General features: G+C 35.0%; 17 protein-coding genes. 11 read left to right on the forward strand and 6 right to left on the reverse strand.

Annotated elements, in window-relative coordinates; genetic code table 11:
• Positions 1 to 18: 18 nt before the first annotated feature.
• A complete protein-coding gene (locus ASD98_RS05375) occupies positions 19 to 1,947 on the forward strand; it encodes a glycoside hydrolase family 97 protein (protein ID WP_056201192.1) in 1,929 nt (642 codons plus the stop codon).
• Positions 1,948 to 2,027: 80 nt separating this feature from the next.
• Here the strand turns inward: ASD98_RS05375 and ASD98_RS05380 are convergent, their stop codons facing one another.
• From ASD98_RS05380 to ASD98_RS05405, 6 genes are all read right to left on the reverse strand, one after another.
• Complete coding sequence (locus ASD98_RS05380) at positions 2,028 to 3,125, reverse strand: PepSY domain-containing protein (RefSeq protein WP_255357661.1); 1,098 nt, start codon at positions 3,123 to 3,125, stop codon at positions 2,028 to 2,030.
• 58 nt (positions 3,126 to 3,183) lie between these two features.
• Complete coding sequence (locus ASD98_RS05385) at positions 3,184 to 5,565, reverse strand: TonB-dependent receptor (RefSeq protein WP_056201195.1); 2,382 nt, start codon at positions 5,563 to 5,565, stop codon at positions 3,184 to 3,186.
• A gap of 210 nt (positions 5,566 to 5,775) precedes the next feature.
• Positions 5,776 to 6,933, reverse strand: a complete 1,158-nt coding sequence (locus ASD98_RS05390) for an MFS transporter (RefSeq protein WP_082577796.1) — start codon at positions 6,931 to 6,933, stop codon at positions 5,776 to 5,778.
• A gap of 75 nt (positions 6,934 to 7,008) precedes the next feature.
• Positions 7,009 to 7,860 (reverse strand): AraC family transcriptional regulator, encoded by an 852-nt coding sequence (locus ASD98_RS05395; RefSeq protein ID WP_056201198.1) that lies wholly within the window; start codon positions 7,858 to 7,860, stop codon positions 7,009 to 7,011.
• Between the two features lie 138 nt (positions 7,861 to 7,998).
• Entirely contained in the window at positions 7,999 to 8,409 is a 411-nt protein-coding gene (locus ASD98_RS05400; protein ID WP_056201201.1) for a glyoxalase/bleomycin resistance/extradiol dioxygenase family protein, read from the reverse strand.
• A 94-nt stretch (positions 8,410 to 8,503) separates the two neighbouring features.
• Positions 8,504 to 9,463 carry an aldo/keto reductase gene (locus tag ASD98_RS05405; protein ID WP_056201204.1) on the reverse strand — a complete coding sequence of 320 codons (960 nt, stop codon included), beginning with the start codon at positions 9,461 to 9,463 and terminating at the stop codon, positions 8,504 to 8,506.
• A gap of 119 nt (positions 9,464 to 9,582) precedes the next feature.
• Here ASD98_RS05405 and ASD98_RS05410 point away from each other — a divergent pair, with 119 nt between their 5' ends.
• The 10 genes from ASD98_RS05410 to ASD98_RS05455 all read left to right on the forward strand — a co-directional run bounded on the left by ASD98_RS05410 (position 9,583) and on the right by ASD98_RS05455 (position 17,513).
• Entirely contained in the window at positions 9,583 to 9,930 is a 348-nt protein-coding gene (locus ASD98_RS05410) for a helix-turn-helix domain-containing protein (RefSeq protein WP_056201208.1), read from the forward strand.
• A gap of 69 nt (positions 9,931 to 9,999) precedes the next feature.
• A complete protein-coding gene (locus tag ASD98_RS05415; RefSeq protein WP_056201210.1) occupies positions 10,000 to 10,857 on the forward strand; it encodes an AraC family transcriptional regulator in 858 nt (285 codons plus the stop codon).
• Between the two features lie 164 nt (positions 10,858 to 11,021).
• The gene (locus ASD98_RS05420) at positions 11,022 to 11,516 is read left to right on the forward strand and encodes a hypothetical protein (protein ID WP_056201212.1); all 495 of its coding nucleotides are present in this window, start codon (positions 11,022 to 11,024) and stop codon (positions 11,514 to 11,516) included.
• 33 nt (positions 11,517 to 11,549) lie between these two features.
• The gene (locus tag ASD98_RS05425; protein ID WP_128414784.1) at positions 11,550 to 12,548 is read left to right on the forward strand and encodes a hypothetical protein; all 999 of its coding nucleotides are present in this window, start codon (positions 11,550 to 11,552) and stop codon (positions 12,546 to 12,548) included.
• Between the two features lie 163 nt (positions 12,549 to 12,711).
• Positions 12,712 to 13,128 carry an OsmC family peroxiredoxin gene (locus ASD98_RS05430; protein ID WP_056201220.1) on the forward strand — a complete coding sequence of 139 codons (417 nt, stop codon included), beginning with the start codon at positions 12,712 to 12,714 and terminating at the stop codon, positions 13,126 to 13,128.
• Positions 13,129 to 13,248: 120 nt separating this feature from the next.
• On the forward strand, positions 13,249 to 13,791 hold the full coding sequence (locus ASD98_RS05435) for a peroxiredoxin (protein ID WP_082577797.1): 543 nt from the start codon (positions 13,249 to 13,251) through the stop codon (positions 13,789 to 13,791).
• Between the two features lie 102 nt (positions 13,792 to 13,893).
• Positions 13,894 to 14,346: a thioredoxin fold domain-containing protein gene (locus ASD98_RS05440; RefSeq protein WP_056201223.1), complete on the forward strand. Its 453-nt coding sequence runs from the start codon at positions 13,894 to 13,896 to the stop codon at positions 14,344 to 14,346.
• A 78-nt stretch (positions 14,347 to 14,424) separates the two neighbouring features.
• Positions 14,425 to 15,066, forward strand: coding sequence for a peptide-methionine (S)-S-oxide reductase MsrA (msrA, locus tag ASD98_RS05445; RefSeq protein ID WP_056201225.1), 642 nt, complete (start codon positions 14,425 to 14,427; stop codon positions 15,064 to 15,066).
• Between the two features lie 8 nt (positions 15,067 to 15,074).
• On the forward strand, positions 15,075 to 15,596 hold the full coding sequence (msrB, locus tag ASD98_RS05450) for a peptide-methionine (R)-S-oxide reductase MsrB (protein ID WP_056201228.1): 522 nt from the start codon (positions 15,075 to 15,077) through the stop codon (positions 15,594 to 15,596).
• 6 nt (positions 15,597 to 15,602) lie between these two features.
• A complete protein-coding gene (locus tag ASD98_RS05455; protein ID WP_056201230.1) occupies positions 15,603 to 17,513 on the forward strand; it encodes a thioredoxin family protein in 1,911 nt (636 codons plus the stop codon).
• Positions 17,514 to 17,591: the final 78 nt, after the last annotated feature.

The following is a 17,591-nucleotide window of genomic DNA, read 5'->3' on the forward strand; positions in this document are numbered from 1 at the left end:
ACCTTTAAAAATTATATAATGAGAAAAATGTTTATTCATCGAACTTTGAGCTTACTGATACCCGCAGTATTTTTTGTACTGACAAGCGGTAAAGCACAAAACAAAGACCTTTACCTGAAGTCTAAGGATAATCTAAATAAAATTACTTTGTCTTTAACCGAAGATGGAAAGTTGTCTTATAAAGTTACCCGCAGAGATAAAACGATAATTCTGGATTCGCCGTTGGGACTGAATTGTGAAAATAATGATTTTACATCTGGACTATCGGTTGTTAAAATTTCTTCAATCGAAGAAAAGCGTGAAAAATATGAGCTTAAAGTCGCCAATAATAAAGTTGCCGATCATATTTTTAAAACTAAAAGCATAACCTTTAAAAACAAACAAGGCGCTTTAATCACAATCGATTTAATTGCCGGAGAAGAAGGTGTTGCTTTTAGATATAAGTTTGCTGAAAAGGAAGAGAAAACCAGAGTGGTTAAAAACGAAATTACTGGATTTCATATCGATCAAAATGCAAAAGGCTGGCTTCAGCCGTACAATAAGGCTGGAGATTACACGCCGGGTTATGAAGATTTTTATGTGAATGTAAAATCCGGAGATCCAATAAGCGGTGCGCGAAATGTTTCTGTTGGCTGGTGTATGCCGGCGCTTTTTAATGTAAACGATACTAAAAATTGGGTTTTAATTGCAGAATCAGGAGCTGAAGGTACATTTCCGGGCTGTCATTTACAGCCGGATTCTAATGACGGAATTTACAAAATAGCATTTGCACAAAAAGATGAAAAATTCACCTTGCCTTTACCAGATACAAACGCTTATCCTGAATCAAATTTACCATGGACAATGCCATGGAGAGTTATTTTGATTGGTGATAAAGCGGGAGATATATTATTATCAACTCTAATTACAGATTTGGCTCCAGCCTCTAAAATTGAAGATACTTCATGGATTGTACCGGGAAAAGCAGCCTGGTCATGGTGGTCGCATCCTGATGATTTCACACCAGAAATGTATAAAAAATTCACGGATGTTTCGGCTTCATTTGGTTTTAAATACACGCTTTTTGATGCGGGATGGGAAAAAGCCAATAAAGAAGGAAAAATTATTGATCATGCTTTGTCTAAAGGAGTTCAGCCATTAGTTTGGGGATATTCGGCAGAATATTTTAATCCGGAAAAAAGGAAAAAAAGATTTAAAGAACTCGCTGATATGGGAGTAAAAGGCGTTAAAATAGATTTTTGGTGTTCAGACAGACAAGAAGTAATGAGCATGCTTCAATCGGTTTTTGAAGATGCCGCCAAAGAACATTTGCTTGTAAATCTGCACGGTACAACTGTACCAAGAGGATGGCACAGAACATGGCCCAACTTTGTAACGGCAGAAGCTATTTTAGGAACAGAAAGCTATTTTTACGAACCAAGATTTCCTGAAATGGCAGCGCAGCAAAATACAGTATTACCCTTTACAAGAAACGTTGCGGGACCTGCAGATTATACTCCGTTTGCGTTGACATTTCGAAAATATACGCGTTTAAATACAGCAGTGCATGAATTGGCAATGGCCATGATTTATACATCGGGAATTATTCATTTTGCCGATTCAGAAGAGGTTTTTAATTCGCTTCCAAACGAACTTAAGGATTTATTAAAAGAAATGCCGGCTACCTGGGATAAAACAGAGTATGTAATTGCTGAACCAGGTAAGGAAATTGTTTTATTTCGTAAAAAAGATAATCTTTCTTATGTTATTGGGATAAACGGTACTAATACATCATTGCCAATTTCAATTGATTTGACTAAATACGGTAAGGGTTTTTCAAAATTCAGGGTTATTTCTGAAGGTGCAGATCCGTTAATGGAATTTAAGATTTCAAATTATCCTATAACTTCAAAATGGCAGTATAATTTAGCTCCAAAAGGAGGATTTATTATTCAGTTTATAAAATAGTTGAAGATATCAAAAGTAAAAAATCCTTTAAACATTCTTGTTTAAAGGATTTTTGTTTTAATTTTTTATTGAATGAAAGACTAAGCTTTTACCTTTTTAGTTTTTGATTTCTTTCCTTTTTTCCACCAAATAATAAATCCGGTTATGGGAAGAGAAGCTCCAATCAAACTTACCAAACTCCAGATTATTTTCCCTGTAAGGCCAAAGAAAACACCTGTGTGTAAATCATGATTACTGGCTTCATATACATCTGCAGCATTGTTGTCTTTGTAAAGTTTTGCGCGAAGCATTTGACCCGTTTTTCCGTCAAAGAAAAGGGTGTTTTGTTTTCTTGCCCAATCATTCGGATACGTCATTCTTACTCTCAATTCTCCCGTTTTTCTGATTGAAAATGAAACTGAAGTTGCTCCCGGATATTTTGAGTTGGCACTTTCATAAATGTTATTGTATCGAACCGGAATTGTGGTTGAATCAATTTTTTCTTTAGATAAAACTTCATCTCCTTTTCTAAGTTTGCTTCCGGTTACTATACTAACCGATTTTTTAACGGTATCGTATTTAAAATACGTTCCAGAAAAAGCGATTAAAAGCAAAAAAATAGAAGCATAAAACCCTAAAACCTGATGCAGATCATAATTGACTCTTTTAAAAGAACCGCTCCACTTTATTTTTAGTGACTGCTTTAGTAAACGTTTTTGATTCGGAAACCATAATACAATTCCGGTAATCAGCATGATGATAAAAATCACGACCGACCAGCCTTGAATAAATTCACCAACATCTCCCAGTAATAAAGTGCGGTGTATTTCAAGAACAATATTCAGCCAGTCTGCACTTTGCTTGTTAATTAAGCTTCCGTCATAAGGGTTAAAATAATACGTTTTTTTCTTTTTGGTTGAAATTTGAACCGCTGCATTGGGTTCTTCCGTATTTATTTTTAAGGCCGTAATTTTTTGCTTAGGCTCCAGTTTTTCATAATTTTCAATTATAGTTTTTAATCCTATAAATGATTTTTGCTGAACAGGAACATGCAGATATTCTTTCTGTGAAAAATCACGGATTTCTTCTTCAAAAACATAAAGAAATCCGGTGATGCTCACTATAAAAACAATGAGGCCCGATGCTAAACCGAGCCACAAATGTATTTGTCTTATTGTCTTTTTAAAACCTTTGGTCATAACTTATTATAAAAGCCCAAATGTAAATAATATCAGTCGAAATAACGAACTGAAAATCTTAGAATTTAAAGGTAATATTTCCCGTAACTCTCGTTGGATTTTGAGCAGCTAAACGGTATGACCAGTATTTCTCGTTTGTTAAGTTATCTACTTTTAAACCTAATCTGTATTTTGGTCTGTCATAAAAAACAGAAGCATCTAAAACAGTGTATTCAGGAATTTGGAATTTAAAAGTAGCTGTATTAGTCTGGAAATATTTGCTTCCGTAAATTCCTCCAACACCAAATCCAAGACCAGATGCTGCACCTTGGGTTAATCTGTAACTTGCCCAAAGATTGGCAGTTGTTGGCGAACCAGCAGTTGTTGGTCGTAATCCGTTAGTAGTCGGATTTGATTTTGATAATCTACTGTCATTATACGTATAACCAGCAACGATATTTAAACCTTTAATAGGATTTGCAATAAGTTCAGCTTCAAAACCTTTACTTAACTGTGTACCATCCTGAATTTGAAAATTTGCATGATCCGGATCATTACGCGTTACGTTAGTTACTTCAATATTATAATAACTCAAAGTAGCACTAATTTTGCTAAAGTCGAATTTAACTCCTCCTTCTAACTGATTAGCGTGGTTTGGTTTAAAAACATCTCCGTTAAAATCTGAACCTCCAACATTATTAAATCCGTTCATGTAATTGGAGAATACAGAGATTTTCTCTTTAACAATTTGATAAACTGCTCCAAATCTAGGAGAAAACGCGGTTTGGTTGTAATTACCTGTAGTAAGGTTAGTAGCTGGATAATACAATCCTTTATTAATATAACGGTCAGCTCTAAGACCTGCCATTACAATTAATCGATCAGTAATATTCAATACATCAGACACGTATGCGCTGTATGTTCTTTCGTCATTAGATGTATAATTCACATAAGTAGCTGCAGCAAATAAAGGCTTTATTTTTTCCAGAGTAAAGTTATTATAAGCATTACCCGGTTCTCTGAAATCGATAGCCGGCATATTTACCGTTGCATCATTACGCGTAGCACGTACGCTGTAGAAATCTAAACCTGCTACAACTCTGTTACGTAAGCTTCCAATTTTGAAATCACCATTAAAGTTTTGCTGAATGTCTGTACCATAATAAGGATAATCCTGATTTGTAACTTGTTGTCTTAATGTTTCGTTACTCATAGCAGTCAATGCTACAGTATATCCTTCTGATGATGATCTTGTACGCGAAACAATAGTTTGTGACGTCCATTCATCTGAAATTTGGTATTTTAACTGTGCAAATATATTATACTGCTGAGCGGTATAATTTACAGTATTGTTAGCAAATGAAAGTTTATAAGGAATTCCCATTTCTTCAATGCTGTGTGCAGTAGCGCCAGCTCCGGTAAAAGGAGCTAATCTCGTTGGAGAAACTCCTTTTGATGCACTAAACTCAGCATCAATAAGTAAAGTCAGTCTTTCGTTTACCTGATAAGAAAAACTTGGTGCTATAAAAAAGCTTTTGTTAAAACCTGCATCCTGAAAACTTCTTTCGCTATGCAATGCTGTATTAATTCTAAAAAGAGCTGTTTTATCATCATTAATCGGGGTATTAATATCGGCTGTAAAACGATTTAAATCCCAATCTCCTGCAGAATAAGAAACTTCACCTTTAAAGAAATCGAAAGGCTTTTTTGTTACCCTGTTAAACAAACCTCCAAAAGAAGAAATCGTACTTCCAAATAATGTTGCCGATGGCCCTTTGATAACTTCAATACGCTCTAAGTTAGAAGGATCAATTGAATTATAAGTAAAACTTCCAACCCCGTTTCTTACTAACTGAGGTGTTGCAAATCCTCTCGAAATATTAGTTGATCTTCCCTGATTTCTAACCTCAGAAATACCCGCGCCCGGAATGTTTTTAAAAGCACTATTATAATCCGTGATTACTTGTTCCTTCATAAGTTCTTTACTTACAATGCTATAAACCTGCGGATTTTCCATGTTTTTAAGTTTCATTTTAGAAACTTCTTCACTTTCTTTTCTTGCAAATCGGTTTCCTCCTGAGCTTACAATAACTTCTTCTAATTTTTGTGAAGTATAAGCAAGTTCAAAATCAAGAGTTGCATTTGCATTATTTTGATCTACTAAAATAGAAGCCGGAGTAGACTCATAACCGTTTAGTTTTATTTCGACTAAATACGTTCCAAAAGGAATATTTTTTAGTAGATAAGTACCATCAGAATCTGTTGTGGTAGTTTTATTTAATTCTGAAATTTTTACCGTAGCACCTTGTAAAGGATTTCCGTCTTTCAGAATTGCTTTACCTGAAATAGTTCCCAAAGTTGACTGAGAAAAAGCCGTTTCTGAACATAAAAATACGATCAGGAACGCTAGAAACACTTTTGTTAAAACATTGTTTTTAAGTGTTTTAAATGTTGTTTTCATATGAAGTTTTGTAATTTATTCTTATTTAGACTGATTACAAATATATAAATAGAAGTATAAATTCAATAGCAACATTAAAATTTTCTTAAAATAATATTAAAAATATTAAGCCGGAAAAATTCAGAATCTTAAATTGATAGTCAGGAAATATATAAAAGAAAAAACCTCAATGTAAAATGAGGTTTTAATTTTTTAACGTAAAAAGAGGCTTTACTGTTTCTTATAAAATAATGTTGCTATTGCAAGAAGCGAGCTTATCCCTCCAAAGAAATAAACCGACTGATAGTTATAAAAACCTGCAATAAGTCCAGCAGCTGGTCCGGCCAATGCAAGTGAAAGATCAAAAAATGCCGCATAAGCACCTAAAGCCGTACCGCGCATTTGTGGAACTACTTTTTTAATTGCCAGTACGCCCAGAGATGGGAATATCAAAGAAAATCCTATTCCGGTAAGACTACAGCCTGCCAAAGCAATCATTTTTGAAGGCGCAAACCCAATTAAAAGCTGACCTATAATTTCGATAACCAAAGATACAAGTGCCACTTTATAACCGCCAAATTTATCAGGAAATGAAGAAAAAAGAACCCTTGTTAATATATAGAAAAATCCAAATGCCATGAAAGCCAATGAAGGATTTTCCCAGTTTTTATCTAAAAACAACAAAGCAATAAACGACGATATACAGGCAAACCCAATAGCAGAAAATGCTAATGCCAAACCTTGTTGTGAAATAAGTCCCACAACTTTGTAAAATGGAGATCTTACGAGAGACGGATCTGCAGGTAAAGATGGCAGTTTTAGCGTAAAAATCCAGCTTGCTGCAGAGAGCACACTTATTAAAATAAATACTATCGTTATACCATAAGTACTTTTAAGCCATAAAGCCGCCGGAGCTCCAATTGCGATTCCTGCATACATGGCAATTCCGTTCCATGTCATTACTTTTCCAGATTGCTGTATGCCTGCCAGACCTATTCCCCAAGATAGAGCGCCGGTTATAGCAAGACTCTCAGAAGTACCGTGTACGATTCGGGCAATTATCAGGAAGATTAAAGCAGTCAGAGCATTATTTGTAAATAAGGAAGCAATTATATAAATAACCCCTGAAATAATCATCAGTAGTATTCCCAGATGATTGCTGTTTTTTGCACCTTTTGTATCCGTTACCTTTCCAGAATATGCTCTTGTAAACAGAGTCGCAAATGACTGTAGTCCGATAACTAAGCCCACAATAAAATTGCTGAGGTTTAAATTTGTTTTTATAAAACCAGGCAGAATTCCCAGAGTCATGCCAATAGTTAAGTAAATAGCAAACACCGATAGAATTATTGGTGTGATCATTTTAGTGAAATTGTTGGTTTGTACCATTGTAGATTTTTTATAATTATACAACGGCAAAGGTAGACGGGAAGGGCAGCGCAGGGGATAGCCGATTAATGGCTGTTATTGGACAATTAATGGTTTTGAATTTCTAAATTCAAGAGCAGTCATCGCAGTATTCTTTTTAAAGAAGCGTGAAAAGTATTGATAATCTTCATAGCCTAATTCGTAAGCTATTTGTTTAACATCAAGTGTGGTATAATAGAGCATACGTTTGGCTTCCAGTAAAATTTCCTGATTGATCCAGTAACTTGCCGGAAAGCCCGTGATTTGTTTTGCAATTTCGTTAAGGTAAAGTGGTGAAATATTTAAAAGTGATGCATATTCCTGAACCTGTTTTACTTTTGTTTTGTGCTCAGCTATTAGCTGTTTAAATTTTACGACAGTATTATATTTTTGTCCTTCCGGACGAATCACTGAATCTTGTGAATCTAAAATTTTTGAAGCTACCAAACCAGCAAGAGTTTCTATTATTGATCTTACGACAGAATCAAACAGCGGTTGTTGTGTTTGCTCAAGCATTGATGCCAATAACGGAAGTATTTTAAAAACCGTTTCATCACTCGTTACCGATGCAGATTGTTTTGCATTTAAATAGGTAATGAAAATGTCACGATATTGAAGCGGAACTAAATCATTATCTACAAATACCAACCAGCCTTTGCATTGCTTTGCTTCAAGATAGCGATGTACTTGTCCGGGTGCTACGAAACCTACAGCGGGACCAATCTGGGTTATCTCTTTAAAATCAAGTTCCCAAAGAAAATTTCCATTTTGCAGGATAACAAACATATAATGATCGTCCCTGTGTGCAGTATGGAGATATTCCTGAAGATTATCAAAGGAAGCAATATCAATACCCGGAGCGTTTAGCTCATCTTTATGTATTTCGATAGTTTCTTTTTTAGTCGGCATAATTCACCCAAAATTTTTATAAAACTACAAAATAATTCATATGCGGAAACTCAATTATAATCCTGAGTCAGATTTCAATTGAAATCTGACTCAGGAAATACTATTTATAATTCACCTGAATTTCTTCGATAGTTAGAGCTAATTTTGAGCGTTAAATTTTGCAATGGCTTCTGCTGTGACCGGCGTAAATAAATTGACAAGATTACCATCTGGATCACGAAATAAGAATGATTTATTTCCCCACGGCATTGTGGTAGGCTTTTGAACGATATTATTTTGAAGATAATTTTCTAATCTAATATAGTCTTGTTCTACATCTTCTGATTTAAATTCTATAATCACACTGCTGTTTTGAGCTGGTTTTGCGACCTCATCACCACCAAAGAAAAGTAAAGTTTTGGTACTTCCAATAGCTAATGTTGTGGTAGGTGTTTTAACCTCGGCAAAATCTGGAGTATATTGCACGGCGGTTATCCCCGTAACCTGCTCATAAAATTTTACTAGTTCTTCTAAACGGGCAGTAATAATGCGAATTGATACTAAATTCATATCTTATTTTTTAAAGTTATAAGACAAAAGTAATTTCACGTTATGACAGCTGTTTGTCAGTAGACTTGAGTTTTTTATTTTTAGGAACCAACGGTTAACCTCTCACGTTTGCCAGCAGATCATGCGGATATCCTAAACTAATGGCACTCAGTTTATCTAATTGTTGAATATGTTCGGTTGTTAATTCTATAGAAGAAGCTTTAAGTCCATCTTTAAAATGATCCATTGTACGTGCACCTAATATTGGAAAAGCGCTTTTAGATTTTACCCAAGCAAAAGCCACTTGTCCAGGTGTTGAATCAATTTCTTCTGCAATTACAAAAAGTTGATCCAGTATTGCTTTTGATTTTTCATCTTCGTGGTAATCAGAAGAAGCAAGAGTTATTCGCCCTGTTTCTCCTTTTCTGTATTTTCCCGTTAATGTGCCGCCGGCAAGAGGTGAGTACATCATGGTTCCTAATCCAAACTGCTCTGCCATTGGTATAAATTCACGATCTGCAGTACGCTGTAATAGATTATATTCGATTTGTACAGCAGTCAGTTTGGTTGAAGCAGCTATTGCAGAAACCTTCCATGCAGGAAAATTAGTTAAACCAGTATAAAGCACTTTTCCACTTTTTACCAAATCTTCTAAACCTCTAATAATTTCGTCAAGCGGAGTAACGCCATCATCAAAATGTGGCATATAAATATCGATATAATCTGTTTTTAAGCGTTTCAGACTAGATTCTACAGCTTGTCTCATTGCTTTGCGATGATTTCCAAAATTGCTGATTTTAGGCGCAGCTTCATTACTTTGTGTGTATTTTGTACAAATGATAAAATTGCTGCGCTGGTGTTCAATAAATTTCCCAATCAGTTCTTCCGATTCTCCAAGTTGGTATCGGTCAGAAGTATCTATAAAATTCCCGCCCGCATCTGCATAAGCCATTAATATTTTATGAACTTCTTCGGGATTTGTTCCGTGTCCTTTACGTGTTCCAAAACTCGCTGCGCCCAATATAATTTCACTGGAATATAATCCCGTTCCTGTGCCGAATAATTTATATTTCATGATTTTTTTATTTTTTGTAAAATTACAGACTGCTTTTAAATCAGTCAAGTACGGCTAAATTCAGCCGTATAAGATTTATCATTTTTATATTTTACCTTTGATGTCCAATTGAAATGATTATGTATAAAAAGAAGATTCCGGTAAATTTAGACTGCGGGCTGCATTTGTTTATGGAGATAATTCAGGGCAAGTGGAAAATCAGTTTAATCTGGTGTATTCATTCGGGTATCAAACGTCCTGGCGAACTACAGCGTAAAATGCCGAAAGCATCCAGAAGACTTCTCGATACGCAGTTAAGCGAACTGGTTAATCATGGAATTTTAACCAAAATTACGTATGACGAACGCCCTTTAAAGGTAGAGTATGAATTAACTTCTTTAGGAAAATCGCTGATACCTGCAATTGAATACACAGCGCAGTGGGGCGAAGACCATCGTGAAGAATTAGAAAAATTAATCCAATCATAATAATGCAGCTCAGAAAAGAGTTTGTAGTTCATATTTAAATATTGGCTAAAGAAGACAAATAAAAAAGTTATGATAAACGACTATAAAAAACACGATCTATACGGCAAAACACTAATTCAAAAAATTGAATTGACACCGCCGTTTAATTTTGATTTTCCGGTTACGGAACAGGCTTGTTTTTTATATGTGAAAGGAGGAGACGTTGAATATCAAATCGATGATGAACAGATAAACCTTGCAACGAATTATTCGTTATTACTGAACTGTATAAACTCCGGGAAACAAATACACAATTCAAAGTCAAAAAGTAATTGTGAAATTGTGATTGTTACGTTCTATCCGGAGATATTAAAAAAAATATACGACAGGGAACTTCCGTTACTGCTTCAGAAACCTAAGAATGTAATATCGAATAAATCAAGTGAAAAAATAAACAACGATTTTCTAATCCAAAAATACATTGAAGGATTATTGTTTTATTTTGAAAATCCTTCTTTGATTAATGAAGATATTTTGGTGCTGAAAGTAAAGGAGATTATACTTTTACTTTCTCAAACACAAAATTCAGAATCGATACAGTTGATACTATCGCAGCTTTTTTCTCCTACGACTTACACTTTCAAACAAATAATTGAAGCAAATTTGCTTTCACAGCTCACAATTGAAGAACTGGCGCAGCAGAATAATTTGAGTGTATCATCATTCAAACGAGAATTTGCAAAAATATACCATGATACACCGGCCAATTATATTAAGGCTAAAAAGCTGGAGAAAGCTGCCGAATTGCTGCAAGTTTCTGATCAGCGTATTACTGAAATAGCATTTGACTGTGGTTTTAATGATTTGGCAAATTTTACCAAAAGTTTTACCAGCAAATACAGCATCAGCCCAACAAGTTATCGCCAGAAACTGAATAACAAAGAGTAATTGTAAAACTCGTTTTGTATAATATTTAGGCATCCTTCATTTATTTGAAGGATGCTTTTTTTTGTGAACCAAATTGCCAAATAGTTGGACTAATTGACAAAACCATTCTCCTTGATCTATCGGAAGTTTGCTATGTATTTTCAAACAAATTTAAATCATAAAAAATGGGATTATCAAGCTTAGGAATTTTTCACACAATTATAGGTGTTGCCGCAATCGCAGCGGCAGTAGTAGATTTTATCAAATACGGTAAAATCAATTTGAATACATTATCCGGCAAAATATATTTTTACGGAACAGTCGTTACCTCACTAACCTCATTAGGTATCTCCAAACATGGCGGGTTTAATCCGGGACATGTCTTTGCTATTTTTATAATCATTCTGGTGCTGGCAGCCTATCTTCTGAATTCAAAAAGAAAAAACAGCGGAAGAGCGCGTTATTTTGAAAATTTCTGGCTGTCTTTTAGTTTTTTCCTTTCACTAGTTCCAACGGTTAATGAAACTTTTACGAGAGTTCCGGTTGGACATCCGTTAGCGAAAGATATTAAAGATCCTGTAATTGGTAATACGCTTCTTATTTTATTGCTGCTCTTTATTGCGGGTTCAATTTATCAATTTAGAAAACAGAAATTAATTAATAAAGCAGCAGGACTTTAGATCAAAAAACATACTATTTTAAACAACAAAGCCATGAAAATAAAAGCCTTTTTCATTTATATCTTACTTTTCTCGTGCGCATTACAAGCGCAAAACATGGTCAGTATGTCATCTGTACATCCTGCAGCAGACACAACAAGTGCAGGAAAAAGAGAACTCGCAATTCGTTATCCGGCATTGAGACAGTTTGGTGTTTCTGCCAGCAGTTTTGGTTATAGCGATTTTGATTCAAAACTGGATGATCAAGATTTTGCAAAAGGAAAAATAAAGACCGAGCGCATCACTACTTTTTTCAATTCTCCGGCAATTCAGTGGAGTGGAAATTCTCTTTCGGCAACGGTTTTTTATACGTATACCGCCATCGAACTTAAAGATATAACCAATCTTACTGATTCTCAATTAATGCCTTTAACATCGGATAGAAACACAATAGATGTGGCGGTGAATTATTCCAGATCTGACCGTATATTTAATCATCCTATCATATATTCATTGGTAGCAAGAGGCATTTCTGATAATCTAAATTCTGTGAGACGTTTTAATTTTAATGGAAGTTTCACGCTGCCTATAAAGAAAACAGAAAATTCTTCATTTTCTGTTGGACTTTTGGTGCTGATCGACCCTTCTTCACCAATTCCGGTAGAACCCATTATAAATTATTATCATAAGTTCGTTTCTTCAGGATTGGAACTTATTGTAGATATTCCCACAGGAATTAATCTTAAAAAAGAAGTGGCAAGAAATGCCTGGGTTATTCTTGGTTCCAACCAAAGTTCGTTCAGTACTTTTTATAATCGCAGTAATACTCTGCTGGATGGGAAAGTAAGTTACAATACAATCGAACTTAAAAGCGGTGCAGCATTCGAATATCTCTTTGCCAAAAATATTATGTTAAGTGTTGGAGGCGGCCTCAATAGTTATTTCTCTTCCAGATTATTTAAGGATGGTGAGCATTACAGCAACGCTTCTTTTACAAGTGATGATACCAGTGTGGGTTATGTAAATGCCGGCATTTCTCTATTGTCTTTCTAATAAATAAAATATCTTATAGCAAAGCCTTAAACTGAAAAGATTTAAGGCTTTGTTTTTGGACTAAATCGCCAAATAATTGGGCTTATTGGCAAAATTCTTCTCTTAAGTATAACGCAATTTTGTACTGTCAATAGTGACAATCAAATTAAACAATAATTAAGAAATGAAACGTACAGCAAAAGCACAATGGACAGGAAGTGCAAAAGAGGGAAAAGGAGAATTAACGACTCAAAGCGGGATTTTAAATCAAACCAACTACAGTTTTAAAACTCGTTTTACAGGAGAAGAAAAAGGTACAAATCCCGAAGAATTATTAGCGGCGGCACACGCAGGCTGTTTTACAATGGCAGTAAGTTTTGCCTTGACAGAAAAAGGCTTAACACCAACATTATTAAATACTGAAGCGACTTTAACGATGGAAGGTTTTGCTATTTCGGGAATTCATCTTTCGATTACAGGAAGTGTACCGGGAATTAACGAAGAAGAGTTTATAGCCGTTACAAAAGCAGCAGAACAGAATTGTTTAATCTCAAAAGCCTTAAGTATCCAAATCACTTCTGATGCGCAGCTTTTCGCTTAAATGAAATAACTTTTGAGGTGAACCAATTTGCCAAATAATTGAACTTAATCGCAAAAGCATACTCTTTTTTGTATTGCAATTTTACAATGTCAATAATGACACAATTTAAAATTTAAAATCATGATAACATCAAAAAAATTGAAGGGAATTGTAATGATGATAATTGCAATTCTGTCTCTAACAGTTTCGAATATCTACGCACAGGAAACATTAAAAAAAGGAGATAAGGCTCCAGTATTTACTTTAAAAAATCAAGATGGCAAAGATTTTAAACTGGCAGATCATCTGGGAAAACAAAACATAGTGGTTTTTTTCTACCCAATGGATCAGAGCCCGGTTTGTACTGCCGAAGTATGTGCGTTTAGAGATGCTTACGCAAAATACAAAGATGCCAACGCTCTTGTTATCGGAATTAACCAAGGTACTGTTGAAAGCCATAAAGCATTTCAATCAAAAGAAAAACTTCCTTTTGATTTGTTAAGCGATCCGGATAATAAAGTATTGAAATTGTTTGGCGTAAAAGAAGAAAATTTAGGCACTATGATCCTGAGCGGACGTGAAACGTTTGTGATTGGAAAAGATGGTGTTATTGCTTACAGCTTCAGAGATTTTATGAAAGGTGAAGATCATTCTAAAGAAGTACTTTCTTATCTAAAAAAATAATAATCAGTTCTATTTTTTAAAGTGTCCGCTATTAAGCATCGGTGCTTCAAGGTTACTGACGGCATCGGTGCGTGGAGCGGTTAATCTTAAAATATTATTCAAATGAAAAATTTAAAAAACGGTTCCGGAATTATATCGTTTTATTTCTTCCTGTTTTCAATGTTTTGTGCTTTGAATGCGGGTGCTCAGAAAAAAGCGACAGGAAATGAAATAAATTTTATTTCAAAGAATTATCAGCAGGCACTTACTATGGCTAAAGCAAGTCATAAAAAGATTTTCGTAGATGCTTATGCAGTATGGTGTGCACCTTGTAAACAACTTCAAAAAACTACGTTCAAAGATTCTAAGGCAGCTGCTTATTTCAATAAAAATTATATCAATTTCAGCATAGATGTAGAAAAAGGAGAAGGAACCGCACTAGCTAAATCATGGGGAATTGAAGGGCTGCCAACACTTTTAATTCTGGACCAAAATGGTAAAGTAATTGCCAGTCACATTGGATATGTTGATGGTGCAGGATTACTTGAATTTACTAAAGAAGCCTCGGGTCAATAATCTACGTTTTTGATTGAATCAGAAGTTTTATAGAGGAACAATCTCATCAGATGCTCATCTGAATTAATAATAAAATTTATGAAAAAACATGTTCTGGCAATTTATATCCTGTTATTTTCCTCGCTTTCAGGATTTGCATTTCACACTTTTAAAAAGAAGCTGAGCAGTTCGACCCAGACAAAGGCTGTTCAAACAGAAACAGCAACATTTGCTACAGGATGTTTCTGGTGCGGAGAAGCTAAATTTTCACAGCTTAAAGGAGTATTAAAAGTTACGTCTGGTTATACAGGTGGTCTTACAGAAAATCCGAGTTATGAAGAAGTTTGCACCGGAACGACCGGACATGCTGAGGCATTTTCTATAGTTTATGATCCGTCTTTAATTTCATATGATGAATTGCTGGAAGCTTTTTTTCTTTCACATGATCCAACACAGTTAAATCGTCAAGGCAATGATGTTGGGACACAATACCGTTCGGCGATTTTTTATCATAATGAAGATCAGAGGCAGAAAGCCAAATATTGTATTGCTCAGCTTAAAGAGAAAAAAATCTATCAAGCCATGATTGTTACTGAAGTAACACCCTTTACTAAATTTTATAATGCCGAAAATTATCATCAGGAATATTATAAAAAGCATCCCAATCAGGCTTATTGCCGATATGTAATTCAGCCGGAGCTGGATAAATTCAGGGAAATATTTAAAAAGAAACTCAAATAGTGATCACTATGAAAAATATAGTATTAAGCTGTATAACGGCCTTGTTGACTGCCATCGGATATGCGCAAAATATGAAATCAGAGAGAGGACATGAAAATAACCCTTACTATTCAACAACGGATACTTCAAAACTGACTGTATCTGATGCTGAATGGAAAAAAGTATTACCGATTGATTTATACTTAGTGGCAAGAGAAAAAAATACGGAAAGACCTTTTACCGGGAAATATTGGAAAAGCAGTACCAAAGGAACTTATTATTGTGCTGCGTGCGGCAATATACTTTTTAAATCAGATGCCAAGTTTGCGAGCAGCTGTGGATGGCCGAGTTTTTACGAACCCATTAGAAAAAATAGTGTGTATTATCATGACGACAGTTCACACGGAATGAGCCGTACAGAAGTTCTCTGTGGACGTTGTGATGCTCACTTGGGACATATTTTTGATGATGGTCCGGCGCCTACTTACAAACGATTCTGCATGAATTCTATTTCGCTGGATTTTGAACCTGAAGGAGAATCAAAAAAATAAATAAATATGAATCAAAAATTTAAGGGTATTCTGGGAATACTTTTCGTTTTGCTTTTTATAAATGTAAACGCTCAAATTCAGGAAAATCCTGTAAAATGGAAATCCAGTATTGAACAGGGTTCTGGTGATACTTTGCATTTAAAATTTTCGGCTGTAATTAAAAAAGGCTGGCATATCAATAGTCAGTTTAACAAGATACAGGATGGGCCGCTTTCTACATCTTTTCATTTTGAACAATCAGATCAATATGCCCTTGCAGGCCGAGTGATTGAACCCAAACCCTTAAGCCGAATAGAGAAGGGGTTTGAGAATCAAACGTTGTATTATTTTGAAAATAAAGTCACTTTTATACAAAAGATAATTCCTAAAGTGAAAGGCAGTGTCAAAGTTAAAGCAGCTGTTACCTATATGTCGTGCGGAAGTACGATGTGTCTTCCGCCAGAAACCGAAGAAATTAATTTAAAGTATATGCCTAAACAAAGTGCAGGAAATGCAAATTATGCACCACCAGCAAAAGAAGCTAATTTATGGTGGATATTTTTGGGAGGATTCTTAGGCGGTTTTTTGGCAATTTTGACGCCTTGTGTGTTTTCTATGATACCGCTTACGGTTAGTTATTTTACAAAAAATGGAGGAATAAAACGAGCGATTATTTATGCGGCATCTATTATTGCTATTTATGTTACTCTTGGCTTAACCGTTACACTCACTTTGGGGCCGGATGCTCTTAATGCTTTGGCAAGCAATGGTATCGTGAATTTTATTTTCTTTTTGATTTTTGTGGTATTTGCGATCTCATTTTTAGGCGCTTTTGAAATAACACTTCCAAGCAGCTGGCTTAACAAATCAGATGAAATGGCAGATAAAGGTGGATTGATAGGGATATTTTTTATGGCTTTCACACTGGCTCTGGTTTCGTTTTCCTGCACAGGTCCAATTATAGGGAATCTTCTGGTAGAAGCTGCAATCAGCGGAAGCATTGTTGGTCCTGCAATTGGTATGTTTGGATTTTCACTTGCATTGTCAATTCCGTTTATGCTTTTTGCGGCCTTTCCGAGTATGCTTAAAAAACTGCCAAAATCGGGCAGCTGGCTGGGAAAGGTAAAAGTAATATTAGGATTTCTGGAACTGGCTCTTGCGCTGAAGTTTCTCTCAACTTTTGATCTTGTTTATGGATTAGGAATATTAAAACGTGAACTTTTTATAGCTATTTGGATTGTTATTTTTGCCTTATTTGGATTTTATATGCTAGGCAAACTAAAATTTGATGAATACGAAAACAATTCGAAAGTTTCAATTAGTGGTTTTGTATCTTCTATTTTGATATTTAGTTTTGTGGTTTATTTGATGCCCGGGCTTTGGGGCGCTCCTTTGAAATTAGCCAGCGGATTTTTACCTCCGTCTTTTTACAAGGAATGGAATCAAAATAATGCAGTTTCTGTTTCATCCAATACAGGGAATGTGACAGAAAAACATTCACAGCCATGTCCGCAAAATCTCAACTGTTTTCATGATTATGAAGAAGGACTGGCTTATGCAAAAAAAGTAAACAAACCTATTATACTTGACTTTACAGGGTGGAGCTGTGTCAACTGCCGTAAGATGGAAGACAATGTATGGAGTGATAAAGAAGTATGGGACAAATTGAATAACAATTATGTACTGATTTCACTTTATGTAGACGATATAACATTGCTGCCAGAAAAGGAGCAGATCATTTCAAAAACTACCGGCAAAAAGATCAAAACAGTCGGCAATAAATGGAGTGATTTTCAAACAGAAAGATTTCAAACCAATTCACAGCCTTATTATGTTTTGATGGATACAAATGGAAATATGCTTTCTAAACCGGCAGCATACGAGTCAGATGTAAAAAAATATGCCGCATTTTTACAAAATGGGATTGAGAATTTTTAAGTTATTTTAATGATACTTAATTGAAAAAGATCTTGTGTCTCTAACTTTATACCAATAAAAAACCCTTAAACAGAAATA

Source organism: Flavobacterium sp. Root186 (assembly GCF_001428525.1).
In the GTDB taxonomy this organism is placed as follows: Bacteria; Bacteroidota; Bacteroidia; order Flavobacteriales; family Flavobacteriaceae; genus Flavobacterium.